Source organism: Arachidicoccus ginsenosidivorans (assembly GCF_007971385.1).
Lineage (GTDB): Bacteria > Bacteroidota > Bacteroidia > Chitinophagales > Chitinophagaceae > Arachidicoccus > Arachidicoccus ginsenosidivorans.
The window spans coordinates 1,580,293-1,604,967 of sequence record NZ_CP042434.1 but is presented as its reverse complement, the minus strand read 5'-3'; the positions used below and the strand labels follow the sequence as shown (position 1 = coordinate 1,604,967).

General features: G+C 41.8%; 24 protein-coding genes. 16 read left to right on the top strand and 8 right to left on the bottom strand.

The genetic code is table 11. The features are described from left to right. Positions 1-9 precede the first annotated feature (9 nt). Positions 10-972, top strand: a complete 963-nt coding sequence (locus FSB73_RS06630; RefSeq protein WP_146780742.1) for a hypothetical protein — start codon at positions 10-12, stop codon at positions 970-972. Positions 973-978: 6 nt separating this feature from the next. Here FSB73_RS06630 and FSB73_RS06625 read toward each other — a convergent pair whose 3' ends face one another. Continuing rightward, on the bottom strand, positions 979-1,668 hold the full coding sequence (locus FSB73_RS06625; RefSeq protein WP_146780740.1) for a 2-C-methyl-D-erythritol 4-phosphate cytidylyltransferase: 690 nt from the start codon (positions 1,666-1,668) through the stop codon (positions 979-981). A 35-nt stretch (positions 1,669-1,703) separates the two neighbouring features. Between FSB73_RS06625 and FSB73_RS06620 the strand changes: the two genes are divergently transcribed. The 6 genes from FSB73_RS06620 (at position 1,704) to rsmI (ending at position 4,728) form a co-directional block, all read left to right on the top strand. Continuing rightward, positions 1,704-2,417, top strand: a complete 714-nt coding sequence (locus tag FSB73_RS06620; protein WP_225974560.1) for an SPFH domain-containing protein — start codon at positions 1,704-1,706, stop codon at positions 2,415-2,417. Next, positions 2,393-2,707, top strand: coding sequence for a hypothetical protein (locus FSB73_RS24350; RefSeq protein ID WP_225974559.1), 315 nt, complete (start codon positions 2,393-2,395; stop codon positions 2,705-2,707). The genes FSB73_RS06620 and FSB73_RS24350 overlap by 25 nt, the downstream gene beginning before the upstream one ends. Positions 2,708-2,826: 119 nt before the next feature. Beyond that, on the top strand, positions 2,827-3,420 hold the full coding sequence (locus tag FSB73_RS06615) for an NUDIX domain-containing protein (RefSeq protein WP_225974558.1): 594 nt from the start codon (positions 2,827-2,829) through the stop codon (positions 3,418-3,420). 11 nt (positions 3,421-3,431) lie between these two features. Next, on the top strand, positions 3,432-3,680 hold the full coding sequence (locus tag FSB73_RS24345) for a cupin domain-containing protein (protein WP_225974785.1): 249 nt from the start codon (positions 3,432-3,434) through the stop codon (positions 3,678-3,680). 95 nt (positions 3,681-3,775) lie between these two features. Further along, positions 3,776-4,024 (top strand): phosphoribosylformylglycinamidine synthase subunit PurS, encoded by a 249-nt coding sequence (purS, locus tag FSB73_RS06610; protein WP_146780738.1) that lies wholly within the window; start codon positions 3,776-3,778, stop codon positions 4,022-4,024. Positions 4,025-4,062: 38 nt separating this feature from the next. Further along, entirely contained in the window at positions 4,063-4,728 is a 666-nt protein-coding gene (rsmI, locus tag FSB73_RS06605) for a 16S rRNA (cytidine(1402)-2'-O)-methyltransferase (protein WP_146780736.1), read from the top strand. Positions 4,729-4,790: 62 nt separating this feature from the next. Here the strand turns inward: rsmI and rnhA are convergent, their stop codons facing one another. After that, positions 4,791-5,258, bottom strand: coding sequence for a ribonuclease HI (rnhA, locus tag FSB73_RS06600; protein ID WP_146780734.1), 468 nt, complete (start codon positions 5,256-5,258; stop codon positions 4,791-4,793). A gap of 203 nt (positions 5,259-5,461) precedes the next feature. Between rnhA and FSB73_RS06595 the strand changes: the two genes are divergently transcribed. Beyond that, entirely contained in the window at positions 5,462-6,652 is a 1,191-nt protein-coding gene (locus tag FSB73_RS06595; protein ID WP_146780732.1) for an aspartate aminotransferase family protein, read from the top strand. Positions 6,653-6,807: 155 nt separating this feature from the next. Continuing rightward, entirely contained in the window at positions 6,808-7,374 is a 567-nt protein-coding gene (locus FSB73_RS06590; RefSeq protein ID WP_146780730.1) for a hypothetical protein, read from the top strand. Positions 7,375-7,564: 190 nt separating this feature from the next. Here the strand turns inward: FSB73_RS06590 and FSB73_RS06585 are convergent, their stop codons facing one another. From FSB73_RS06585 to FSB73_RS06580, 3 genes are all read right to left on the bottom strand, one after another. Next, entirely contained in the window at positions 7,565-9,898 is a 2,334-nt protein-coding gene (locus FSB73_RS06585) for a DUF2309 domain-containing protein (protein ID WP_146780728.1), read from the bottom strand. Further along, a complete protein-coding gene (locus FSB73_RS24340; protein ID WP_225974557.1) occupies positions 9,895-10,287 on the bottom strand; it encodes a hypothetical protein in 393 nt (130 codons plus the stop codon). The genes FSB73_RS06585 and FSB73_RS24340 overlap by 4 nt, the downstream gene beginning before the upstream one ends. 62 nt (positions 10,288-10,349) lie before the next feature. Further along, complete coding sequence (locus FSB73_RS06580) at positions 10,350-11,333, bottom strand: proton-conducting transporter transmembrane domain-containing protein (RefSeq protein WP_225974556.1); 984 nt, start codon at positions 11,331-11,333, stop codon at positions 10,350-10,352. 135 nt (positions 11,334-11,468) lie between these two features. On the opposite strand from FSB73_RS06580, the gene FSB73_RS06575 reads away from it, so the two are divergent. Then, the gene (locus FSB73_RS06575; RefSeq protein ID WP_146780726.1) at positions 11,469-12,395 is read left to right on the top strand and encodes a LysR substrate-binding domain-containing protein; all 927 of its coding nucleotides are present in this window, start codon (positions 11,469-11,471) and stop codon (positions 12,393-12,395) included. 361 nt (positions 12,396-12,756) lie between these two features. On the opposite strand, the gene fabG is transcribed toward FSB73_RS06575, so the two are convergent. From fabG to FSB73_RS06560, 3 genes are all read right to left on the bottom strand, one after another. Next, positions 12,757-13,512, bottom strand: coding sequence for a 3-oxoacyl-[acyl-carrier-protein] reductase (gene fabG / locus FSB73_RS06570; protein WP_146780724.1), 756 nt, complete (start codon positions 13,510-13,512; stop codon positions 12,757-12,759). A 175-nt stretch (positions 13,513-13,687) separates the two neighbouring features. After that, positions 13,688-13,951, bottom strand: a complete 264-nt coding sequence (locus FSB73_RS06565; protein ID WP_146780721.1) for a hypothetical protein — start codon at positions 13,949-13,951, stop codon at positions 13,688-13,690. A 34-nt stretch (positions 13,952-13,985) separates the two neighbouring features. After that, entirely contained in the window at positions 13,986-15,512 is a 1,527-nt protein-coding gene (locus FSB73_RS06560; protein ID WP_146780719.1) for a GH3 auxin-responsive promoter family protein, read from the bottom strand. 445 nt (positions 15,513-15,957) lie between these two features. On the opposite strand from FSB73_RS06560, the gene FSB73_RS06555 reads away from it, so the two are divergent. The 6 genes from FSB73_RS06555 to FSB73_RS06530 all read left to right on the top strand — a co-directional run bounded on the left by FSB73_RS06555 (position 15,958) and on the right by FSB73_RS06530 (position 24,660). Beyond that, positions 15,958-16,341: an START-like domain-containing protein gene (locus tag FSB73_RS06555; protein ID WP_146780717.1), complete on the top strand. Its 384-nt coding sequence runs from the start codon at positions 15,958-15,960 to the stop codon at positions 16,339-16,341. 151 nt (positions 16,342-16,492) lie between these two features. Next, complete coding sequence (locus FSB73_RS06550) at positions 16,493-17,965, top strand: LptF/LptG family permease (RefSeq protein ID WP_146780715.1); 1,473 nt, start codon at positions 16,493-16,495, stop codon at positions 17,963-17,965. A gap of 143 nt (positions 17,966-18,108) precedes the next feature. After that, on the top strand, positions 18,109-19,092 hold the full coding sequence (locus tag FSB73_RS06545; RefSeq protein WP_146780713.1) for a cation diffusion facilitator family transporter: 984 nt from the start codon (positions 18,109-18,111) through the stop codon (positions 19,090-19,092). A gap of 182 nt (positions 19,093-19,274) precedes the next feature. Next, positions 19,275-19,844 (top strand): RNA polymerase sigma factor, encoded by a 570-nt coding sequence (locus tag FSB73_RS06540; protein WP_146780711.1) that lies wholly within the window; start codon positions 19,275-19,277, stop codon positions 19,842-19,844. Positions 19,845-19,897: 53 nt separating this feature from the next. Further along, positions 19,898-21,130 carry a FecR family protein gene (locus FSB73_RS06535; RefSeq protein WP_146780709.1) on the top strand — a complete coding sequence of 411 codons (1,233 nt, stop codon included), beginning with the start codon at positions 19,898-19,900 and terminating at the stop codon, positions 21,128-21,130. A gap of 149 nt (positions 21,131-21,279) precedes the next feature. Next, the gene (locus FSB73_RS06530) at positions 21,280-24,660 is read left to right on the top strand and encodes a SusC/RagA family TonB-linked outer membrane protein (RefSeq protein WP_146780707.1); all 3,381 of its coding nucleotides are present in this window, start codon (positions 21,280-21,282) and stop codon (positions 24,658-24,660) included. Positions 24,661-24,675 lie beyond the last annotated feature (15 nt).

The following is a 24,675-nucleotide window of genomic DNA, read 5'->3' as shown; positions in this document are numbered from 1 at the left end:
TCCATTAATATGCAGAAGTGGGATCGGCTGGTTTTTGGGAAAAATCGACTTTACCAGGGAAATGTTTTTGCCAGCTATGAATATTTAAATGCTATGGCTGAAAAATGGTATGGTGTAGTCCTTGGAGATTATGTTTCTATTATGCCATTAATTTGTAAAAAGAAAAATGGATTCCACTATTTTACCAGTCTTGCTTTTGGTCGTCAACTTGGTCTGATAGGGGATGAGCAGGTTAGTTTCCAAAATATTATTAACAAGGCAATTGGAGTATGTAAATATGGGGATTTAATTTTTAATGATGCAAACTATGACATTTTATTTCAGAATTTTGAACATTTTAAACATAAAGGTCAAGGTCGACTTATAAAACAACCTAACTTTTTACTACCATTGGATACTACTTATGAAAAAATTTGGTCTGATTACGCAACTGTACTTAAAAGAAAAATAAGGAAAGCGAAGAAATCAAATTTATGCTTTGTTATGCCAGGCATTACTTCAGAGCCAGGCAGACTTTCGATGGATCGTGAAACCTTGGTTAGAAAGGTGATTGCTGTCAATCGGCATTTTCTAGCAGAAAAGATGGGAAATCATTATAATCTGGATCATGCATTAAATGCTTTAGAGGTTTTGATGCTGACAGATTTTGGCCAAAAATATTTTTTCCCGTGTGCTGTTCTTGATAACGAGGGGACAATACAAATGATGGATGTTTATGCAATCGACCATCGCAGAGTATATAAAATGTTAAGCGTGCTAGTTAATAATGGCAGGGCGTTAAATGCGATGGCATTTGGGGTGGATGCATTTTTTCAATTATTTGAGCGACAGCCGTACGTTTTTGATTTTATGGGTTCTTCAATACCTTCTGTTAGAGCATGGGTAGAGGATTTTGGTGCAAAAGAACAGCCAAATTATGTTTATCGGTACAATGCTTTACCGTGGCCTATAAATTTATTAAAAAGTATATAGTGATTTTTATACCTGCGCTCTTTGTTGTAATACCGCTTCCGCTACTATTAAGTCAAATGGGCGGGTGATCTTTATGTTTTTCGGGTCACCCTCCATTAAATATACAGGTTGGCCCATCGCCTCTACCACGGAAGCCTCATCTGTGAAGCTGTTTTCATAGGGCCTCGCAAACGCTTTTTTCAAAAGAGTGGATTTAAAGCTCTGCGGGGTCTGCACCATTCGGATATTTTCCCTATCTATACTATGAGAGGTTTGACCTTCTTCCTGGGGGATAATTGCCCGCAGACTGTCAGACACCGGTACGACAGGTATCGCGGAGCCTTTACTGGCTGCCCCTGCAAAAGAACGCTTAATCAAATCAGGCGTGATCAGGCAGCGTACACCGTCATGGACGGCCACCAGGCTGCCTTCCGGGACGAGTGCCAGTCCATGAGATACGGACTGGAATCTGGTATTACCGCCTGCTGTAAAGGTCAGCTGATCCTTATAGGCCTGGTTTTGAACCAGTGTTTTGCAATACGCCAACTGATTTTGTGGCAATACCAGAATGATTTTTATGCCGGGCACTGCCTGAATAAAAGCCTCTATTGTGTATAAAATAATAGGTTTTCCTGCAAGCAGCAGAAACTGCTTGGGCAGATCTGACCCCATACGGGTACCTGCGCCGGCGGCAACAATGATTGCAATTTTGTCCATAACCCAAAAGTACCTAACTTTCGCATAAAAATACGATGATCCCTTTATATGTAGTTTTAGCCGTGCTGATTATTATCATCTTCAGCGGATTAGTAAGTGTGAATCAGGGCACCATTGCAGTGGTTACGATGTTCGGCAAATACAGGCGAATATTGCCGGCTGGCCTGAACTTTAAAATTCCGCTCTTGGAGCGGATTTATAAGAGAATCAGTATTCAGAACCGTTCCATAGAAATGGAGTTTCAGGCGGTTACTTCTGATCAGGCCAATGTTTATTTTAAAACCATGCTGCTCTATGCAGTAATGAGTGCGGATGCGGAAACCATCCAAAAGGTCGCTTTTAAGTTTATAAATGACAGGGAGTTGATGCAGGCCCTGGTCAGAACCATAGAAGGCAATGTCCGCTCTTATGTGGCCACAAAAAAACAGGCGGAGATATTAGCCCTGCGCCGCGACATTGTGGGATCCGTAAAACTAGAAGTAGATCAGGTACTGGAGGAATGGGGATATCATTTGTTAGATCTGCAGATCAATGATATTACCTTTGATAAAGTCATCATGGAATCTATGAGCAAGGTCGTGGCCAGCAATAACCTAAAGGCCGCGGCAGAAAACGAGGGTCAGGCCCTTTTGATCACTAAAACAAAGGCGGCAGAGGCGGATGGGAATGCCATAAAGATTTCCGCAGAGGCGGAGCGGGAAGCGGCCAGACTCAGGGCCAAGGGGTGGCTTTATTCAGAGAAGAAGTAGCGCGTGGTATGAGCGATGCGGCCGAGCAGATGAAACAAGCCAATTTGGATACCAATGTCATTTTATTTAGTATGTGGACGGAAGCCATTCAGAATTTTGCAGAATATGGCAAAGGCAATATGATATTTTTAGACGGTAGTGCAGATGGAATGCAGCGCACCATGAAAGAATTAATGGCGATGATGCAAATGAATGGTGAGCCGCAACATTCCGGTACACAATGGCAGTCGGCAAAAAAACAGCAAGGGCCACAGGGACATAGCCAGAATCCTCCGCCGCTCCAACCATAATCAAAAATAAGGATGGATATCGTCCTTTTAATAACGGATTTATGGTGGCCATCCTGCGAGCTGTCCCGTTTAGCCTGATCAATTTTAAGTAGGGTAAAATCGTATCAATAAAAGTTGCAATGAATGAATTTAACGTAAGGGTCTATGGTGTACTTATACACCAGGGTAAACTGCTGGTCAGTGATGAGTATATTAAAGGCGCATTTTATACCAAACTGCCGGGCGGGGGCCTGGAACTAGGTGAGGGTACCAGAGACTGCCTGAAAAGAGAATTTAAAGAAGAAACTGGTCTGGAGGTAGAAGTCGGCCAGCATTTATATACGACAGACTTTTATCAGATGTCTGCCTTTAGTGCAAACCAACAGATTATTTCCATTTATTATTGGGTGCATTGTAGTGATGCAGCTATAATGAGTCTTAAAACACATACGGCTCCCTTTGATTTTGAGGGGGCAGAAAAGAAAAATCCTGAACAGGACATTGAGTCTTTCAGGTGGTTAACCTGGGACAAAGTTACTCCAGAAATCATGTCCCTGCCTATTGATCAGAAGGTGATGGAATTGATTGTTAGTCAACGGCCGGTGGCCGCTCAGACGCTTAGCTCGCAACCTGCTGCTTATTTTGTGCAAAAATCACCTTTTGTCGTACCTACAGAGGACGGCAAATTAATTGAAGAGCATTTTGGCATTGCAGCTACTAAAGGGAAGGGGTAAGCGTGGCACATATGGTCGCTCCTGCCGGTTGGGCAGAGCCGGCCCAATGGCCGCAGTTTGATGAATGGACACTGATTAGTTCAGGCAAAAAGTGTGTGGAAATTAATGGGGAGCAGCTAATACTGGAAGCCGGACAAAGTATCTGGGTCTCAAAAGGTGCAAAAGTAAGGTATAGCAACCCTTTTGATGAACCATGTGATTATTGGAGTGTTTGTTTGCCCGCTTTTTCTCCAAACCTGGTCCACCGTGAGCCGTCATGATGCGATCGAGGGGACCCGGCACAATATTTATTGCAGTTGCAATTTTCAGATAGTAAATTTTTAGGTTACCTTTGCCCTTCAAAATTTTGTTAGTTATGACGCACCACGTACAGATCAAAGTTATGCCTTTAAAAGATTTACTGGATCCGCAGGGAAAGGCGGTTATGGGTGGCCTGGACAATCTGGGTATCAAAGAAGTACAGGATATCCGTATTGGAAAACACATTACCATGGAAATTGATGCAGGTTCCAAAGAGGTGGCAAAACAGATCGCTGAAACAACTGCCACAAAGTTATTGGCAAATCCGGTTATGGAATACTTTGAAATTGAGGTGATTGGCTAAAATGCCAATGGCATTTTAGGAGATCTACCCCTGTTTTTATGCTTTATATTGTACCCACACCCATTGGCAATCTAAAAGATATCACCCTGCGCAGTATTGAAGTGCTGCAGCAGGTGGAGGTGATATTATGTGAAGATACCAGGACTTCTGGCAAATTGCTCAGTCATTATGGTATCCAGAAGCCGACGATGTCCTATCATATGCATAATGAACATAAGGTGGTGGACAGATTAGTCGATCAATTGCTGGCTGGTAAGTCAATGGCACTGATTACGGATGCAGGAACACCCGGGATTTCTGATCCTGCTTTCCTGCTGGTTCGTGCCTGTGCTAAGGCAGGTATCCGGGTGGAGACCTTGCCTGGTGCCACGGCCTTCGTGCCTGCACTGGTTAACAGTGGCATTCCCTGTAACCGGTTTTGTTTTGAGGGGTTTTTACCCCTTAAAAAAGGACGGCAGACGCTGATGAAGCAACTGGCAGAAGAGACCAGGACGATGGTATTTTATGAAAGTCCGATGCGACTGGTCAAGACTTTAAAAGAAATGGCCCTGTATTTTGGAGCTGAACGCTGTTGCAGCGTTACACGAGAGCTTACAAAGCTATATGAAGAGACCATGCGGGGTACATTGCAAGAGGTACACGACTATTACGAAAAGACGGGTGTAAAGGGCGAGATTGTCTTAATTGTTCAAGGCAAAGCATAAGCACCGTTAAATGTGGTATATTTTACGGTAATTTTCTAATTTGTATAAATTACAGCTAACTGTCAGGGATTTTCTGCCTCATAGACCCTGTCAATGCCTAAATTAGCCTTATCGTCTGCAGCGCTTGTGGCCAGCAGGTCACACCTGTTATTATAAGGGTTATCTGCATGGCCCTTTACCCAGTGAAATTTAACGGTAAATTCCTTTGCGATGGCGGCATATCTGATCCAGAGATCCTTGTTTTTTTTGCCACCACTGAAATTTGTCCGCAGCCAGCCGTTCAGCCATTTTTTCTCTACACTGTCTACCACGTATTTACTGTCTGTAAATATTTTTACCGGAATTTGCTTTTTGGTCAGCGATTCCAGGGCGATGATGACGGCCAGCAGTTCCATGCGATTATTGGTGGTCTTTCTAAAACCGGCAGAGAATTCTTTGATGTGTTGTCCAAACATCATTACAACCCCATAACCGCCAGGTCCGGGATTACCACGCGATGCACCGTCAGTATATATAATCAGTTCAGCCATTTGCGGGCGAAGATAACAGATTATTATATAGAGAAATCTAGTGGGGAAAAATTATAGATAGCGGGTTTGTGCCCGACACAAAGTATTTACCAAGGTCTTGACCATTAGTCCCGGGAACAATTTGTAATTTTGCTATATAATTTTATAATAAACCGTTCGCCCGTCCTATAGGTGGACTTCAAAGTACGGGTGGATTTTGTATCATGAATAACAGAGAATTATTTTTACAACATGTCGCACAGACCTCTGATGCCCCTATGGCACTGGAGATGGTATCTGCTGAAGGTATTTATCAAAAAGATATAAATGGCAAGACTTATGTGGACTTAATATCGGGATTTAGTGTTTGTAATATTGGCCATAGTAACGCCAAGGTGATCGCTGCGATCGACAAACAGATCCGGGAATATATGCACCTGATTGTTTATGGGGAGTTTATAGAAGCCCCACAGGTGCGTTATGCTAAAATGCTTTGTGATTTGTTGCCCCCGCATCTTAACAGTGTTTTTTTTACAAATAGTGGTGCAGAAGCCGTGGAAGGCGCCATGAAACTCGCAAAAAGAGTGACGGGACGCAGTAAAATGATATGTTTTGAAAATAGCTATCACGGATCCACACAAGGGGCGCTGAGTCTGATTGGAGATGAATATTTCAGGCAAAGTTTCCGGCCCTTACTGCCTGGGATATATCATTATCCGTATAATGATCCGGCCGTTATTAAGGCCATTGATGAGGATACGGCCTGTGTTATCATGGAAACTGTGCAGGCAGAGGCAGGCATTATCCGACCAGATGGGGATTGGATAAAGGCTATCAGGGATAAATGCACGGTGACCGGTAGTTTACTTGTGCTGGATGAAATTCAGGCGGGTTTTGGCAGAACAGGTCATTTATTTGCCTTTGAAGGCTATGGTATTGAACCAGATATCCTATTGCTAGCCAAAGCCTTGGGTGGGGGGATGCCACTTGGTGCTTTTATCGCAGATCGCGAACACATGAGGCAGTTAACCTTTAATCCAGTTCTGGGGCATATCAGCACATTTGCGGGGCACCCCGTTAGCTGCGCAGCCGGAATGGCCGCAATGGAAGTGCTGTTGGATGGTAATTATATAGCGGAGGTCCATCAAAAAGAACTGATCCTTAAACGTCGGCTGCAGCATCCGGCCATTAAAAAAATACGGACAGCGGGGCTATGGGCCTGCCTGGAATTTAAAGATTTTGACACCAATAAAAAGGTCATTGCGGCCTGTATTAAGGCCGGACTGATCGCAGACTGGTTTTTATTTAACCCTTCAGGATTGCGTATCGGTCCGCCACTGATCATTACGGTTGAGCAGTTGGAGGACGTTTGTGATAAAATCCTGAAAGCCATTGACGACGCGGGTGTCAAATAATTATAAATAATTATGAATCAACAAATTATAATGACTGTTGCCGCTCTGTTAAAAACTATCTATTGTTAGGTTTTGGCGTTTTGTTATGACCGGCAGGTGGATAATTACTGTATCTTCACAGTAGCGATTTTGCTTTCACACTAAATTTAGTCGTCATGGCAAATCTTATTGAATCCGTACAACGTCATCTGGCACTCGCCAGATTAGAAAAAGAAAGTCCCAATAACCAAAAGACCGATAAGCCTGGAAACAGATTTCATCCAGAAAAGTTGGATCAGGCCTGCGTGAGTTCTGTTTTAGCGGGTATTTATCAGTTTACCCGGGAGCAGGAGGATGCCGCAAAGTTGCTCATGCCTAAAATGAATAGGACCTGGCTGGAGGTTATCTTTCATAAATATCCCTCAAAGCTGGAACAGCGGATTGTAGATTATACTGAGTGTGCTTCCAATATTATCCGCCAGCATCTTTATGCGGTCGCTCAAAGGGCGGTTCTGGAAATCAAAAATGCGATAGGCCCGGCTGCTACGGGCAGGGAAGTGAAATCCTATTTGACCAGCCAGCGTATGGCGATTTTAACCAGACTTCCTGCTGAATTAGAAGTAGGTTCACTCTTGCATAATACTACGCTGGATGATGCCACCAATAAGATGCATGGTCCATTTTCTGATTTTATGCATTGGGTGGAAACTTATATGGCCGAGCCGCAAACGCCGCTTTATTAAGCAATGGATTGAACATAGTTGCGTTTTGGGCAATGGGTGGTTATAATGACCAAATGATAAAAAATAAAAAAGAACGTAGGGCAAAAAAATCCCGCTGCCGCTTTATCTACAGCTAATAATAGAGGCTGATAAAGTGAGCAACGGGATTTTAATATTTTGCCTAATGATAGAATCGCATCAAGTAGCATTATCATGCACCTTCTTCAAATTTTATTTTAGATGTATTGGGATATTTTTCAATCTTGTTCTCCTTTTCAGGATCCATAATATGTAAAAGAATCCAGCCATTGTTTATCAATGCGGATAATTTGCTGTCCTCTACTAGTATAGAATCAACAAAATGTTTAGGTGCCTGAATAAGTATACTTATGCGAATGGGATTATGGTAAAACCGCTTATCGGTAACCATCACTGATTGTAGGGGAAGACCCATTTTTAAATCACTTCCATTTCCTTGCATAGCACCATGTTTTCCAGTGATATTTAGGGTGATTTTTGAACCACCTCCTAGTATGTTGTTGTCAACAGTTGAAAAATAATAATGATTGCTAATCCATTGTACAACCACAAGGGGGCCTTGCATAATAGCTTTTAAAATAGAACCGTCTTTATCAATTTTCCAATCATAGGAACTCATAAAGCAATCATTAAAGGTGCCATTTGAGGTGAGGGCCCTTGGCCCTATTATATATCCTGCATGCCCAGATAATCCCCATTCCGGTCTGGACTCGGACCAACTATTTGATTTTATTTTGGCAAGTGAGACTGCATTTTGAGGCTCGTTTAAGCGTGTTTTGGTCATTGACTTTTTTAGCTCGCTCAAATCCCTCTTTAACTGTTGAATAAGATCCTGGTGGCTTTCGGGTATGTTTTGGTCAAATAATATGACCTCATCTGATGAAGTGATATGTTCTGCGGCAATAAAAATTGTTTCATTAGGAATATAAATTCCGTATTTTTCTTTTAATAACTGCCTGACACTGCTACAATTGGCTAATTTTGCCAACATGCGTGCGTTCCTTTTACCAGGATTACCGGCACAGGCGCCACAATCTAAACTGGAGGCGAAGGGGTTATTGGCACTATGGCTTGCGTGTCCAGTAAATACAATTAAGGGGGCAAAGTCTCTCCAGCCACAGGAATCAAATACGCCTTTTACTAAGGCCGCTTTTTCTTCTAAAGGGATATCTGCTCTGGAATCACTTTTATGAATTCTACTTATATGGGGTTCATAAATATGCTCACATCCTTTATGATGTTTAATCGTCAAGCGTTCAGCAGCATTAGGCTTGAAAAGCCGCATCAACATAAAGCCACCATAATAAAGCCCTGCACCCTCTACAAACCCAAAAGCGGAAGGTAAAATGTTCTTAAGCCGCTTTAGGAAGTATTTGTAGGCGCCGATCTGCTTGCCTTCTTTTATATAGCCTTTCGCTTTTGCTTCATTATTAGCCATTGGACGTTCATGTACCATATACTTAGAAGGTACCATGGCCGGAGAGGACTTGTTAACGAGTCCATTTTCCGGGTGACAGTAATCCATAGGTAGACCAAATGCCCCTGCTGATCCAAAAGTTTCATAATTACCTAATTGCTCTAGTGTTCGCCGTAGAAGTTCTGAACGGGTATCCAGGCAAAATACTAATTGTGCAATTGGTTTAACCTTTTGACAATTTATTGATTTTTCTAAACTCTCCTTAATCCTTCTCTCAAAATTGTCCTGCCAGGTGCTTTCCCAGGCCTCCAGCCATAGATACTTTAACGTTATTAAATTGGAGGTCTTATCTATTGGGGGAAGTTTTGGCAAAATAGGAGCGTCCAAACTATAAGCCATCCAAAGTCTGACCGCCAGATAATCCAACAAGCTCACCGGGAATTCTTTATTCCAGATGGAGTTGTTTTCCATTCTAAATTTAATAAACCCCACCCATCCAGGCAAGCTGCTTAGATGTCTTTTTAAGACTTCTATTTGTTGGTTCTCATCAAAACCCTCCAAAACGAAAGTTAATGCCTCGACAGGAGTTTTTGGGATTTTTCTTTTATTTTTCTTCTTGATTTCATTATCAAAGACAATTAATTTGCGCCAGGCCGTATAAAACCCCATTTCTTTAAAAGGCATAGGCCAAGGAGCCATGCCTTCATCCAAAAATAAAGAAAGCCATTTTACGGTAAGTCGGTCTAGGTCGTGATATTCATTTATCTGCTCCATAGCAGACTGTGCTTTGGCGTGCGCTTCCATTTCTAAAAGTGACTGTTGCGCAGATTGATAAAATCCCGCCTTTCTTAACTTAGATTGAATGTGTTCAGGATCAATCTTTTTTGCTTCCCATGCCTGACGAAACATAAAAGGTTCAGGCAGTAGATTAGCGTTCAGTAACTCGCCGGCTTCTCTAATGGCCTCCAAAAATGATAGCTGCTCATAGCCTGATAATGGGTTAGCCGTTACAAAGGAATATAATGGCCAGGTTTTTCCAACCACTTGGGCAGCCTGATTTATTTTATGTAAAAGTCCTTCTTGGTTCATTTTAAAGTTTTTTTATAGCGTAACACCGTTTTTTTAAAGGGCTGAGAGTCATTGACTAATTTTACATATAGCCATGGGAACCCTTCGTATATGCCTAGCTTCATTATAAAAAAGCCGATAAGAAAAATTACGCCAAATACGATTTGTAACACGGACAATGGTTCCGGATGGTCAATCATCGGCATATCCACCATAAACTTTGTTGCACTATTATACATAAGGGCATATAGGCCAATGCTTATAAAAAAAACGATGGGGCCGATAATGGCTTTTTTTACCACGGAAAGTTCCTGGCGTGTTAAAATGTTGTCCATTGCCTGACCGACTGTGATGGCAACGATGAGGGTCAAAAATATGCCTCCGTCTAATTTGAGACCTTTATTTGTCATCCAGGCAAAAAATACTGCTCCCAATAACCCTAGGAAGCATACCAGTATTGCTTCTGCATAATTTAGGGAACCGTGATGACGCTTATTGGGAGAAATGTGTTCGATTTCTTCACCGGAGGATAAAATAAATAAGCTTTATAAAAACCATGCAAAATTAAATGGACTACGGCGGCATTGAAAAAGCCCAGACCACATTGCATAATCATAAAGGCCATTTGTGCTATCGTCGAACATCCTAGTTTTTGTTTGATATTGACCTGAATTAACTTGGCAAACTGGGCTATAATGGCTGTAATGCCTCCAATAATGATAAGCAAAGTCATTGTGTCAGATAAGTAAAACAACGGTGCTAACAAGGTTAATAATATCCCGGCGCTGTTGACAAAGCCAGCATGCATCAATGCGGAAGCCGGTGTGGGAGAGGTCATCGCTGAAAGGAGCCAACGGTGAAAGGGAAACATCGCGGATTGGATGGCGGCTGCAAGGATTATGCATAAGGCTGCAGTAAGTACAATAGGAAAGGATAGATTATGCAATTGTCCCTGAAGGTGCGTGAGGGTATATTGATGGGTATTAAAGCAAAGCAGCAAAATACCGGCTGTAAGTGACAAGCCACTGCAAGTAAAATGCCATTGGCAATATCTGGCGGCCTCCCGAGCTTCTCCCCATTTGTTATTAATGCCTATTAATCTAGACATAAAAAGTCCCATGCCAAACCAAGCTAGCAAAAATATGGCAATGTGGTCTGCAAAGACCAACAGGGAAACCGAAATGGTGAAACCAAGACTCAGTCCGATAAATCGATTATAATAGCTAAAACCTATTAAATATTTCTGTGCAAATGTGCTTACAACAGCGCTAAAAAAAGTTACCGTGGCCCAAATGATTAAGGTTAGGCTATTTATACGGAAAATGCCCTCAAAATTCCATTGTGGTTTGGTTTTATAAAAGATAGCTATTAGGCACAAACAAAAGAAGAATGCGCCCCACAGCAAGTACGTCACAGATTTAAATAGTACACTGGGACGAGGGTTATTGTCATTCATAAACTAATTATTGTTATTATATATCATTCAGATTCATTATAGTTAAGCGGATCTAGCTTTTCATCCCGGCAAAGTAAGAGAAAACTTTTTAATAAAATCTATTTATATTTGCTATGAAATACATTAATTTAATTTATGGAATACACGCTGAATCAACTCCAGATTTTTTTAAAGATCGTACAAAATCAAAGTATTACAAAGACTGCGGAAGAACTTTATATGACACAGCCAGCCGTTTCTATCCAATTGAAAAACTTTCAAAATCAATTCTCTATTCCCTTAACTGAGGTGGTGAGCAGAAAATTATTTGTAACTGATTTTGGATATCAGGTGGCCAATTCAGTAGAAAAAATATTAAATGAGGTAGATGCATTGAATTATAAAACCTCTGCTTTCAAAGGAGAACTTTCAGGAAGGCTCAATATTTGTTCTGTTTCAACGGGTCAGTATGTCTTGCCTAGTTTTCTTTCAGGTTTTATGGAGCGACATAAAGGGGTCGATTTGAGAATAGACGTTACCAATAAAGTGCGTGTAGTTGAAAGCCTGGAACGGAACGAGGTGGATTTTGCCCTTGTTTCCGTATTGCCGAAAAAACTGCATATCGAGCAGGAAATACTGCTCCCCAATCGTTTATTTTTAATTGGGAAAAAATCAAATAAAATAAAAAGCAATAATTCAAATAAGGACTTATTTGAATCGATGCAGTTGATATTTAGGGAGGAGGGCTCTGCTACCCGTGATGCAATGAAAGAATTTATTGCAAAAAATAAATTACCGGTACATAAGCGGATTCAACTGGCAACAAACGAGGCGGTTAAACAGGCGGTTATGGCAGGCATTGGATATTCCATAATGCCAGTGATTGGGCTAAAATATGAATTGAGCAATGAGGAACTTCAGATCATTCCTATTAATGGATTGCCTATTACCACTAGTTGGCGACTAATTTGGCTTAAATCTAAAAAACTTTCTCCTACAGCTCAAGCTTATCTAGAATATATAAGACAGGCAAAGGAGAAGATCATCAAAGAAAAGTTCAATTGGATAGTAGACTATTATTAGTATAATGTTGTGCCAAGCAAAATAGAATCATACGTACACCAAAAAGAATTATTGTATTGCTAAAATGGGAGGCAGTCAAGCCTGAACTAAAAGACATCAGTTGATTTGAGCTAGAAATGAACCTCTATGTCTTGCAATAGTTGCTAATCTTCCATTTTAATTTATCCGATCAGATTGAGTGGGGTACTTATGGAAAATCAATATCAAATTGAATTTACCTCCCATAGGAAATCCGCACGGATACAAAAGTTTATCCTCAATAACTTGACCTCTCATATCGCAAGCTCAGTTAAGGATGTGATTGTTAAAGGTCCACATATTGGACAAAAAAAATCGGGCATTGCCCGATTTTAATAAAATGCTACATATGCATCCCGCCACAGGCACTGATCACTTGGCCACTAATATACGAGCTAAGCTCCGAACCAAGAAATAAGGCGGTATTGGCAATTTCTTCTGCCTTACCAAAGCGCCCGAGTGGTATGCTTTTCAAATAGGCCTCTCCGGCCGGATTATCTTTAAGATAATGGGTCATATCTGTTTCAATAAATCCAGGTGCAATGGCATTACAGCGGATGTTTCTGCTGCCCAACTCCTGCGCTATGGACTTCGTAAAGCCGATAATACCTGCTTTAGAGGCTGCATAGCTACTCTGTCCGGCATTGCCGGACATGCCTACCACGGAGCTCATATTAATAATGGAGCCGGATTTTGCCTTCATCATAGGGCGAATCACCTGCTTGGTTATATTGTATATGCTATTCAGGTTGGTATCTATCACAGATTGCCACTGATCCGGTGTTAGTCTAAGCAGTAGATTATCTTTGCTGATGCCTGCATTGTTGACACAAATATCTACTTTGCCAAAAGTTTCCACGACCTGGGTAACAAAACTTTCTGCTGCAGCATAATCGGCTGCATTGCTTTGCCATGCTTTTGCCTGAACACCGTAGGCTTTTAACTGCTCAGTCAATGTCTCTGCATTTTCCTTGCTGCTGTCACTAACATAGGTAAAGGCAATATGAGCGCCTTGCTCTGCAAATTTTAGGGCAATGGCCTGGCCTATACCACGGGCAGCGCCTGTTATAATGGCTACTTTATCTTTTAATAAACTCATGAAAGGAGATGGTTATATTTAATTTTATTAATTAATAAGGTTTAAATTTTCGGTCAAAATTAAGGATAAGAGGTTAAATACGCTTAAAAACAAACGGGAACTGTCTGGTTATAAATAAAGCTCCCTGGTAAATCTATATCTATCTTATTTGGATTTAAGGACTTAGGGGATCTTATCAGCTTTCTTTATTTTGCTCGTTTTGCTTATGTAGCAGTCCTAATTGTCTTAACCAATACAGACATAAAAGAAACCAACCGAAAAGTATGGCTCCATTGATGTAAATTTTAGTGGTATGATGAAGTCTGACTGCTAAATACAACGAATAACCATAAATCAACATAAAAATGATGGCAACGATAATACCGATCTGGTATTTATTCTCTCTGGGATCTTTTGTCCTGTTATTTGTGAGACTGTGTTTAATTTTACTCTTTTTCATTATTTATTTTAATCTTATTGGAGCACACCCTGGTTTAAACCAGCGTGGTATCTGTGGCCAAAAGGGCGTTGATCTGCTCAATATATTTTCTATCATTGCTCAGCCGGGGTACTTTGTGCTGGCCACCCAGTTTGTTGATGCTTTTAAGCCATCTATTAAAGGTACGCTGAGGAACGGAGCGAATGACCGGTTCGCTCAGCGCGATGCCCTTATGTCTTTTGGCCTCATAATCACTATTGAGTTGTTGTAATCTGCCATCCAGCACTTTTGTAAAGAGCGCCATGTCGGCAGGTTCCTTTTCAAATTCTATCAACCATTCATGGGCGCCGTTGGCGCTTTGACTAAAATAAATGGGTGCTGCCGTATACTCTGATACCTGACAATGGAGTTTGCGGCAGGCATAATCAATAGCCTGATCTGCGTTATCTATAATTAATTCTTCGCCGAAGGCGTTGATAAAATGTCGGATCCTGCCACTGACCTTTATTCTGAAAGGGAATAAAGACGTAAACTGTATGGTATCGCCTAATAAATAACGCCATAATCCGCCGTTGGTAGAAATGACCGGGGCATAGTTTTTATGCATTACGACATCTTTAAGTCCAATGGTTTGGGGTGCAGCTTTGCCGTATTCTTCGATGGGCATAAATTCATAGAAAATGCCATGGTTGAGCAAAAGCAGCATGCCATCGCCCCCCGGGATATCCTGCACCGCAAAAAAGCCCTCACTGGCATTATACATTTCCAGGTAGGAGACCTTGTCGCCCAAAAGTTGTTGGAATTGCTGGCGGTAAGGGGTGAAGGCCACCCCTCCGTGCATATAAAGTTCCAGATTCGGCCAGACCTCTTTTATGGAAGATTTGCCCGTAATCTCCAGAATTCTTTTGAGCAAAATAAGTGTCCAGGTAGGGACACCAGAAATGGAGGTAACATCCTCTTTGATGGTGGACGCGGCCAGGGCTTCCAGTTTAGCCTCCCACTCATCCATCAGTGCAATGGAGAGTTCCGGTGTTCGGAGCCATTGACCCCAAAAAGGCGTGTTTTGTAAGAGCACCGCACTAAGATCACCATAGAATATCTCTTCATTAAGCTGACTGACTTGATGGCTGCCGCCAATGACCAGCCCTTTACCTGTAAGTAAATCACTGTCAGGTTTGTTATGATAATGCAGGGTCAGTACGTCTTTGGCTGCCTGATAATGGCAATTCTCCAGACTCTCTGCGGTGATAGGGATGAATTTGCTTTTATCACTGGTCGTGCCACTTGACTTGGCAAACCAGCTAACGGGTGTATTCCATAGTACATTTTCTTCCCCCAGCATGATGCGGTCAATATAGGGTTTGATATCCGGGTATTCATGAATAGGAACGGCTGCTTTAAATTGCCGGGTTCCAAATAGCTGATGAAAGCCATATTTTCTGCCAAATGAAGTATTTTGACCATGAGTTACCAGGTCCTGTAATACTTCACGTTGGATATCAATCGGGTGTGCCATCCATTCCTCAATGCGCCAATGTCTGAGTCTTGCTAGTCGTGATATGGTCGGACTGAAAATTTTCATTGATACTTGTTTGTCGCTACCCGGTGCCCTTTTGGGGTAAATATAGTGCAAAAAATATTTATTTAACGTTTTTAGCGGAACCCATTCAACAGCCGCTTCCTATTATTAAACAGGTGGCTAATGTGGATGTGCGTATTTGATATTGGGCCGCCAATTGTTTATGGCCATCTGGCACAAGATAATTAATGTTGAAGAATTTTTGAATTGTTAACAGATATTATTTTTTTTCATTTTTTTGTCTTTTCTGGCCTGATTGCAACAGGACCTTACCAATGAGGCATAAAGGCCTGGGGGATTCTTAATTAAAAGTTGAGATAACAAGTTGATAATTAATGTATTTAGAAATAGTGTTAAAAAAAATTGGATAATAATTTTAAAAAGTAGCTGATTTGGTCATTTATTTTTTATTATTGCAACCATCATTGTTCATGTAAAGTTTATCGTAATGGCAAAGAGGCAATTATATTCAATAGAATTTCCGGTTCGTTGCTCTCCAAATATCTTGTATAGTTTTTTGGCTACGCCTGCCGGGTTACAGGAATGGTTTGCTGATCTGGTGGATCAGCGTGACGGTGTTTTTAGTTTTACCTGGGGAGGTGGCAAGCCAGAGAAGGCTAAAGTCGTCTCCACGGAAGAAAATGTCTGCATCAGATATAGCTGGTTGCATGAGGATCCAAAAGAATATTTTGAATTTAAAATCGATACTGCGGAAGTGTCTAATCAGACGATCCTGACTGTGAGTGCTTTTGCAGAAAAAAATGATATTAAAGATGAGTCCATGATGTGGGAGCACCAGGTAAAGGAGCTTTTTCACAGACTGGGCAGCTAATACTTATCTAAAGCTCATTAAAACCTGCTGTGAAGCAGGTTTTTTTGTCGATAAACTTCACTCGCTATTTGTCAAATTTTGGATAATTTTCAAGATTCACGGTTTGCTTTGCGTATTTTTGACCACTGTAAAGCATATCCAGCGTAGATTCATGATAAAAAAGCTAGACAAACTCATTATCAGGTCCTTTGTCGGTCCTTTTATCGCCACCTTTCTGATCGCCAATTTTGTATTGGTGATGCAGGTATTTTGGCTATGGATCGACGATCTGGTGGGTAAGGGCCTGGATTTTTTGGTCGTAATGAAACTTATTGGCTTCATTACGGCAACCATTGTGCCGATGGCATTGCCTCTATCGCTGTTGCTATCCTCTATTATGACATTCGGCAAGCTGGGAGAATCCTTTGAGCTGGTTGCGATTAAATCCGCGGGCATCTCTCTGGAGCGGTTTATGCGCCCACTATTAGTTGTGGCGATTGTATTAAGTGGCGTGGCTTACCTTTTTGCCAATAATATTATTCCGGTAGTCAATCTTAAAAAAGACCGGTTGATGTTTGATATTATATCTTCTAAGCCGGCGCTGAACATTAAGGTCGGTAGTTTTTATGATAAAATTGAAGGCTATGTGATACGGGTGGGTAAGAAAGACAAAGACAGCAAACATATTGGTGACGTGGTTATTTTTGAGAAAAACCATGATATCCAGGATAACCTTTTAACCGCCAAAGCAGGCACCATGGAAATGAGCCCGGATAAACTGACCATGGAATTTACCCTAAAGGACGGTCACCATTATGAAGAATCTGGCCCCCGTTATGGGACCAATACCCAGTTTGTCAGAATGTCCTTTGATACGTATAAGAAGCGCTTTGATATGTCTAGTTTTAAACTCAATAAAACAGACGAAAGCTCATTTAAATACAATCCCCGTATGTTGACCTACCGTCAATTGGTGCCGGCCATTGACTCACTGGAAGGGATGGAAAAGGGCTATCAGAGACGGACCCGGATTATGATGCGTCCTTATTTTGCGACCGCCAAATATCGGGACAGCGCATGGTCTGCCGCGCAGGTAAGGGTAGCTGCGGTAAAGTCTAAAGAACCTGAGCAGGTTTATTTGGGCACTTTATCAGATTCCATCAAACGTATTGCGATCCCCAGCACACTGAGTCAACTGAGTACTGCAGCTAATAATATAGAAATTGTCGCTAAAGATTTTTCTGATCTGGAAAACAGTATCCGGTCCCATTATATAGAGATGTATCGTAAGTTTACCTTATCGGTTGCCTGTATTTTGCTTTTTATGATTGGGGCGCCTCTGGGGTCTATTATCCGTAAAGGTGGTTTGGGATCACCTTTGGTTTTCTCTATCATCTTTTTTGTCTTGTTTTATCTACTCAATACCATCGGCGAACGCTTGGCGAAACAAGGAGTGGTTTCTTGTTTTACGGGTATGTGGCTCTCTTCCTTTGTGTTATTTCCTATTGGGTTATTTTTGACGATTAAAGCGATGCGTGATTCTCAACTCTTCAATAATGAGGCCTATTTTAGATTCTTTAAAAAGGTGAGGGCAACGATCCGGGGAAAACGTGCATTGAAGGCGCAGGCCGCAGCAAAAAGCTGATTTGGCTGGTTTTAAGGATTTTATACAGGTAGTCGTTTGGATAATTAGGTAGGTGAGGGATGAGTCCTAATGGTATAGCAGCGGCATTAATAATGGTGTGGCTGAGATCGCATTATTTTTAAGTAACATGTAACGTAACTTCTATGGAGGCAGCAAAACAGAATTATAGATTACAGCGGTGGATTTGCGGCCTTTCTGTGGTGCTTTTCCTGGTCAAGATCTTTGCCTGGTACCTGACTAATTCTGTGGCTATATTATCAGATGCGCTGGAAAGTATTGTCAATGTAATGGCTGGCTTTATTGGACTCTACAGTCTTTATATCGCTGCCAAACCCAAAGATAAGGATCATCCTTATGGGCATGGTAAAGCAGAATTTATTTCAGCGGCCGCCGAAGGGGCGCTGATTATCGGGGCAGGCATCCTGATTTTATATCAGACAATTACTGGTTTTGTCAATAACAATCCACTTGAACACCTGGATAAAGGCTTGATCTTGGTTGTTATAACCGCTGTTATTAATTATATAGCCGGTTGGATCTGTATCCGGAAAGGGAAAAAGAATAACTCACTAGCTATTGTATCTAGCGGTACACACCTACAGGTGGATACTTATTCAACCCTGGGCATTGTAGCTGGGCTTTTAATTATTTATTTTACGGGCATTAACTGGCTGGATAAACTCATTGCCCTTGGCATGGGTATTCTGGTTTTATTTAACGGCTACCATATTTTGCGTAAATCCCTGGCAGGTATTATGGATGAGGCGGATATGGACTTGCTTAGAACAATGGTGGTGCTATTAAATACCAACCGAAGACCCAATTGGATTGATATTCATAATCTTAGGGTAATTAAATATGGTACTTTATTGCATGTAGACTGCCACCTGACCTTGCCTTGGTATCTGGATCTAAGGGAAGCGCATAAAGAACTGGATGTTTTTTCCAAGCTGATCAGTTCTGAATTTGGGGATTCTATTGAAATGTTCGTGCATTATGACGATTGCAGACCTTCCAGCTGTCCTATATGTACTAAACAGGATTGTCCGGTCAGGGTACATCCTTTTAAGGAAAAACTAAGTTGGACACTGGATAATATTTTGACCAACGAACAGCATACCAGCTAGGATTTATAGGGCATTTTGGGCTCAAAGTGTCCAATCACCGACTTGCAGATAAAAATTGAAAAATATTTTTACTTCATAATCAAACCATTGAATACAATCGATTGGGTAATTTGCCAGCTATCCATGGGATCTTCCTGAAATTTTATAATTTCGCTAACCATTATTCATTTAAAAGTAGCGAAGTGCAGGATCGACATTTGTTAAGCGATGCTGTTTTGATGGAGCAGCTTGTTTTGGATCAGGCTTGGGCACTCCGGGAGATTTTTGACCGGTATTGGGAGCGACTCTATGGTATGGCCTATAACCGTTTGGGGACGGAGCAAGGCGCTGAGGATGTTGTCCAGGAGGTGCTGAGTGCCTTATGGATCAGACGCCATGAAGTAAAAATCGATCATCTTGGCAAATATTTAAGTGCGGCAGTCAAATATGCAGTTTTCTATGAGATCCGTAAAGCCCAAAAACGACGGGTTACCCGGTTAAATACCGATCAGGATCATATAGTAAACCCTGGGTTCACGCCGGAGGATGCCTTACTTTTTAAAGGCTTTACCAGGCAGCTTGAATCAGAAATAAATAGCTTACCGGAAAAATGCCGGCTTGTTTTTCAATACAGTCGGGAAGAAGGCTTGACCAACAAACAAATTGCTGAAAAATTGCAAATTTCAAATAAAACCGTAGAAGCACATATTTCTCGGGCTATCAGGCACTTAAAGACTGTTTTTAAAGGCCCGGGTAGTTTTATCAGCTTTTAAACCAATTATTTTTTGTAGCTGACTAAGGGTAGGGACCCAATTTTATCACTTATATGAAAGAACACAGCATGTCTGCACCTGACAATTTTCCTGAAAGCCTTCTGGATGCCTATTTAACGGGCAACATCAGTCGGGCGGACGAAGTAAGGCTTATGCAGTGGTTTGACGGGTTCTCGGATGAGGAGATAAAGGTGGTACTGGATTCTAAGCGAAGTAAACAAGCCATTAAAGAAGGAATCTGGCGCAAGGTGGAAAAGACTACAGGCGTAAAACTGGCTGAAAACTTGGTAGCAAATAGAAATGTGGACCAAAATGGAAAATTGTCTTATGTCTCTTATGCAGCAGTCGCTGCTGCTGCAGTTATTATGATCTTAGTTGGCTGGTGGGCAGTGCATTTGATTAATAATAAAAATAACGCTGCGCCCGGTCATTTGACTGCCGAAGTGAGGGTACCTGGGGCTGTTCATAACGGGGCAATACTGACGCTCAGCAATGGAAAAGTAGTACGACTGGATAGCTCAGTGGCTGGACAGATTGCTACTGATGGAGGTGCAAAATTACTGTTAGCAGATGGAAAGCTCCGTTATGCAAATCAAGCGGACGAAGCTTCCGCAGCACCCCAAGCATTACTTAACAAGGTGGTTACACCTAAAGGCAAGCAGTTTTCGATGGTATTGCCTGATGGAACCAAAGTATGGCTGAATGCGGCCTCTTCCATTACCTACCCGGTGCAGTTTGCAAAGAACATGAGAAATGTCAGTGTGACAGGAGAGGTTTATTTTGAAGTAGCTCATTTAACCGGGCCGGATCATACAACCAGAATCCCGTTCAGTGTACAGTCGGGAGATTTGAAAATAAAAGTATTAGGGACGCATTTTGATGTGCGTAATTATCCTGACGAAAATGAGGTTAAAACGACATTATTGGAAGGTCAGGTCAGTATAAGTTATGGCCAGGACATGGATGAAAGAAGGATGCACCCGGGACAGCAGGCGACCTTAAATAGAGCGAAACCGAATTCCTTGACTTTTAGAGAAATAGATGCGAACCGAGCGATTGCCTGGAAAGATGGATTATTCGATTTTAAGGATGAACCGCTGGATGATATCCTCAAAGAGGTCTCCAGGTGGTATAATGTTACGGCAACGGCCGATCCTTCAAAAGGAAAATTACGCTTTAGCGGTGTGGTGTCAAAAAGAGCAGAATTAGCCGATTTATTAAATGTGCTGTCTGCCACAGGAGTGGTACATTTTAAAATAAGAGAAAACGAGGTGTATGGATACTAACCTTAGGATCTGATAAAGCAGTCGTTATCGTTGCATAACTGACTGACAATTTACCCACAAAATATAAGGCTGGACATATGGCAATGCCATGTGCTGGGAGACTCATGTGTCAAGCCATTCAATAAAAAGGATAAAACAGGTACAACGCAATGCTTAAAAAAAGAAAATATAGGTGGTCTATCGTGCTGGTGCTGTGCGGGCTGATGATCATTCAGAGCGGTTATGGGCAAAAAGTGAATTTGCCCAAAAAAAATATGCCGCTGGAGGCACTCTTCAAGTTGATCAGAACCCAAACTGGTTATGAGTTTTTATATAATAGTGATATGCTGGAAGGGATTGGTCCGATTAGCATAGAGGCGCATGATTTGACAGTTCAGCAATTATTGGATAAAACCTTAAAAAGCCTGCCGCTTACTTATTCAATCTTAGACGATAAGACAATCGTGATCCGTAAAAAAGCACTTAAAACGGCCACCCCAGATAAAAAAAATGAACCGCAGCCCAAAAAGGAGTTGAGGGGGCGGGTGCTGGATGAAACGGGGACGCCCATTCAAAATGCCAGTGTGGTGATTCAGGGAACAAAAACTGGAACATTAACTGGCATTAATGGTGAATTCCTCCTTTTGGTAGGGGAAAAGGAAATAAATGATTCGGTTATTATCTCCTATGTAGGTTATAGGAGCAGGCATTTAAAGCCAGACTATACCGCTGATGTCACTTTAAAAATCGTGTTGCAGGCTATTACTTATGAGCATGAAGATGTCATGGTTTCCACCGGCTATCAATTGATTAACAAAGACAGTTATACAGGTACGGCTGTTACCGTAAGCGGGGAGCAACTAAAGAAAGTGAATCCGCAAAGTATATTGCAAAGTCTGCAGGTATTTGACCCCAGTTTTAAAATCGCGGAAAATAATCTGGTAGGATCCAATCCAAATAGTTTACCTCAAATCAATGTAAGAGGGTCGACGGCCTTACCCAGTGGGAGTGCCGGTTCTATTATCAGTAGGAATAATCTATCAGGGACAGTTAATCTGCCAACTTTTATCCTGGACGGTTATGAAGTGGATGTACAGAAAATTTTTGATCTGGATATTAATCGGGTAAAAACCATCACTTTGCTAAAAGATGCAGCTGCAACGGCTGTGTATGGTTCAAGAGCGGCCAATGGGGTGGTGGTGATTACGACAGTGCCGCCCAAAGCGGGCAAACTAAGTCTTAGTTACGATGTAAACTTAAATGTCGCTACACCTGATCTCACGCAATACCATGTATTAAATAGCCAGCAAAAGCTGGAATATGAACAAATGGCAGGGCTTTATAGTCGGGATAATAACCCGGGTTTATCTTCCGATCAATTGGATGACTTGTACTATCATAAAAAGATGTTGGTGTTAAGTGGGGTCAATACCGATTGGTTAAGTCAGCCTGTCAGAACAGCGGTCGGGCAAAAACATACGCTTTTTTTAGAAGGCGGAACCGAGGACTTACGTTATGGGCTCAGTCTTCGCTACCAGACTTCTCCGGGCGTCATGAAGGGGTCATCCAGAGATCGTTACAGCACTGAACTGGATCTGGCTTATAATCTTGGACGTAAGTTTTTGTTTAAAAACAGTCTTTCAGTGACCAAAATGAACGGGGAGGATTCGCCTTATGGCAGTTTTGCTGATTATGTTAAGATGAATCCTTATTATCCGGTCTGGGATTCTACAGGTGCTGTTTTGCAATCAGTAGATGATTGGACCAGGACCTATTCAAATGGGTCTATCTATCAGACACCTGTTTTAAATCCGATGTATGATGCAACGCTGGGCGGGTTTAGTAAATCTGAATATCTGGAGTTGATTGATGCCTTTTCTGCGGACTGGACGATGGCCCGAGGGCTCAGACTTAAAGGGCAGTTAAGCTTAAGTCAGGTTAGAAGTACCGGCAATCATTTCGTTTCTCCATTTGCGAATACCTACTTTAATTATCCTACTGACCAGCTGCAAAAAAGAGGACAATATGACTATAATAATCAGATATCTACCAATTTGGATGGGAGCCTGACTTTTAACTTTAATCGGCAGATCGGCCATCATTTTGTAAATCTGGTAGCGGGTAGCAATATTCGGACAACCAAGGTTGATTATAAGGCCTTCACGGCCATTGGCTTTTCCAATGACAAGTTTTCAGATATTGGATTTGCTTCCGGGTACGCAGAAGGCGCAACACCTTATAGTGATTATCAACAGAGCCGTTTGATCGGACTGTTTACCTCAGTCAATTATTCCTATATGGATAAATACCTGATGGATTTTACCTTCCGGGAAGATGGCTCCTCTACGTTTGGTTCAGCTAAACGCATGGCTCCTTTTTCTGCTTTTGGGATTGGCTGGAATCTGCATAAGGAAGCCTTTATGGAAAATACGCCCTTTAGCCGTTTTAAGATTCGCGCCAGTACCGGACTTACCGGATCGGTTTCCTTTTCTCCTTATATGGCGCAAACCACTTATAGTTATTATATGAATAATTGGTATAGTACAGGGCCAGGGGCCATTGTTAATAATTATGGCAATGATCATTTGCAGTGGCAAAAGACCAGAGATTATGATCTGGGGCTTGAGCTGGGCTTTTTGCAGGACCGGTTACAGATTATGCCGCGTTATTATATTAAAAGGACACGTGGATTGATCGCCACCGTCACACTTCCGCCCTCTACTGGTTTTGCCTCCTATCTTGACAATATCGGAGACATGGAAAATAAGGGCTGGGAACTTAGTTTTCAGTATAATTTAATCCGTAGTCAGTATTTTAACTGGAATATTACCTCCAATCTGGTCCACAATGAGAACACCATTGTGAAGATTTCTGATGCCCTTAAAGCTTATAATAATACGGTGGATGAAGCGAGTCAGCTGGCAGGCAATCAAGGTGTGCCATTATTACATTATGTAGAAGGGCAGTCTTTGAATGCGATTTATGCAGTCCCTTCTCTGGGGATTGATCCAGAAAGTGGCAGAGAGGTCTATCTCAAAAAAGATGGTACCAGGACCTTTGACTGGGACGCAAAAGATGTCAGGCCGGTGGGCGTAGATCAGCCCAAGGCGGAAGGTTATTTTGGATCAAGTGTAAACTATAAAGCGTTCAATCTGAGTTTTAATTTTTATACCAGATGGGGCGGGGATCATTATAATCAGACACTGGTCGACCGGGTGGAAAATGCTGATCCGAGAGATAACGTAGATAGTCGGGTCTTTTCTGATAAATGGAAGGCGCCCGGAGATCATACGTTTTATAAAAATATTGCCGATTTAGGGCAGACCCAGACCGTATCACGTTTTGTGCAAAAGGATAATGTATTGGAATTACAATCCTTTTACCTTTCTTATGATTTACCTCCAGCTAAACTAAAAGGATCCAGTCTTAAATCACTTAGAGTGGCTTTTACGACGAACAATCTGATTCGCTGGTCATCCATCACACAGGAGCGGGGTATTGATTATCCCTTTGCGCGCAGTTTTAATATTTCTTTGACAGGAAGATTCTAAAAATAGTAATGATGC

What these genes read in the sequence shown, in the direction of transcription:
- FSB73_RS06535 (WP_146780709.1), top strand. Translation starts at nt 19,898, where the DNA reads ATGAAAGAACACAGCATGTCTGCACCTGACAATTTTCCTGAAAGCCTT.
- FSB73_RS06545 (WP_146780713.1), top strand. Translation starts at nt 18,109, where the DNA reads ATGGAGGCAGCAAAACAGAATTATAGATTACAGCGGTGGATTTGCGGC.
- rnhA (WP_146780734.1), bottom strand. Translation starts at nt 5,258, where the DNA reads ATGGCTGAACTGATTATATATACTGACGGTGCATCGCGTGGTAATCCC.
- FSB73_RS06615 (WP_225974558.1), top strand. Translation starts at nt 2,827, where the DNA reads ATGAATGAATTTAACGTAAGGGTCTATGGTGTACTTATACACCAGGGT.
- FSB73_RS06530 (WP_146780707.1), top strand. Translation starts at nt 21,280, where the DNA reads ATGCTTAAAAAAAGAAAATATAGGTGGTCTATCGTGCTGGTGCTGTGC.
- FSB73_RS06565 (WP_146780721.1), bottom strand. Translation starts at nt 13,951, where the DNA reads ATGAAAAAGAGTAAAATTAAACACAGTCTCACAAATAACAGGACAAAA.
- FSB73_RS06550 (WP_146780715.1), top strand. Translation starts at nt 16,493, where the DNA reads ATGATAAAAAAGCTAGACAAACTCATTATCAGGTCCTTTGTCGGTCCT.
- FSB73_RS06590 (WP_146780730.1), top strand. Translation starts at nt 6,808, where the DNA reads ATGGCAAATCTTATTGAATCCGTACAACGTCATCTGGCACTCGCCAGA.
- rsmI (WP_146780736.1), top strand. Translation starts at nt 4,063, where the DNA reads ATGCTTTATATTGTACCCACACCCATTGGCAATCTAAAAGATATCACC.
- FSB73_RS06595 (WP_146780732.1), top strand. Translation starts at nt 5,462, where the DNA reads ATGAATAACAGAGAATTATTTTTACAACATGTCGCACAGACCTCTGAT.
- FSB73_RS24340 (WP_225974557.1), bottom strand. Translation starts at nt 10,287, where the DNA reads ATGACAAATAAAGGTCTCAAATTAGACGGAGGCATATTTTTGACCCTC.
- FSB73_RS06575 (WP_146780726.1), top strand. Translation starts at nt 11,469, where the DNA reads ATGGAATACACGCTGAATCAACTCCAGATTTTTTTAAAGATCGTACAA.
- purS (WP_146780738.1), top strand. Translation starts at nt 3,776, where the DNA reads ATGACGCACCACGTACAGATCAAAGTTATGCCTTTAAAAGATTTACTG.
- FSB73_RS06555 (WP_146780717.1), top strand. Translation starts at nt 15,958, where the DNA reads ATGGCAAAGAGGCAATTATATTCAATAGAATTTCCGGTTCGTTGCTCT.
- FSB73_RS24345 (WP_225974785.1), top strand. Translation starts at nt 3,432, where the DNA reads ATGGTCGCTCCTGCCGGTTGGGCAGAGCCGGCCCAATGGCCGCAGTTT.
- FSB73_RS06620 (WP_225974560.1), top strand. Translation starts at nt 1,704, where the DNA reads ATGATCCCTTTATATGTAGTTTTAGCCGTGCTGATTATTATCATCTTC.
- FSB73_RS06560 (WP_146780719.1), bottom strand. Translation starts at nt 15,512, where the DNA reads ATGAAAATTTTCAGTCCGACCATATCACGACTAGCAAGACTCAGACAT.
- fabG (WP_146780724.1), bottom strand. Translation starts at nt 13,512, where the DNA reads ATGAGTTTATTAAAAGATAAAGTAGCCATTATAACAGGCGCTGCCCGT.
- FSB73_RS06585 (WP_146780728.1), bottom strand. Translation starts at nt 9,898, where the DNA reads ATGAACCAAGAAGGACTTTTACATAAAATAAATCAGGCTGCCCAAGTG.
- FSB73_RS06630 (WP_146780742.1), top strand. Translation starts at nt 10, where the DNA reads ATGCAGAAGTGGGATCGGCTGGTTTTTGGGAAAAATCGACTTTACCAG.
- FSB73_RS06625 (WP_146780740.1), bottom strand. Translation starts at nt 1,668, where the DNA reads ATGGACAAAATTGCAATCATTGTTGCCGCCGGCGCAGGTACCCGTATG.
- FSB73_RS06580 (WP_225974556.1), bottom strand. Translation starts at nt 11,333, where the DNA reads ATGAATGACAATAACCCTCGTCCCAGTGTACTATTTAAATCTGTGACG.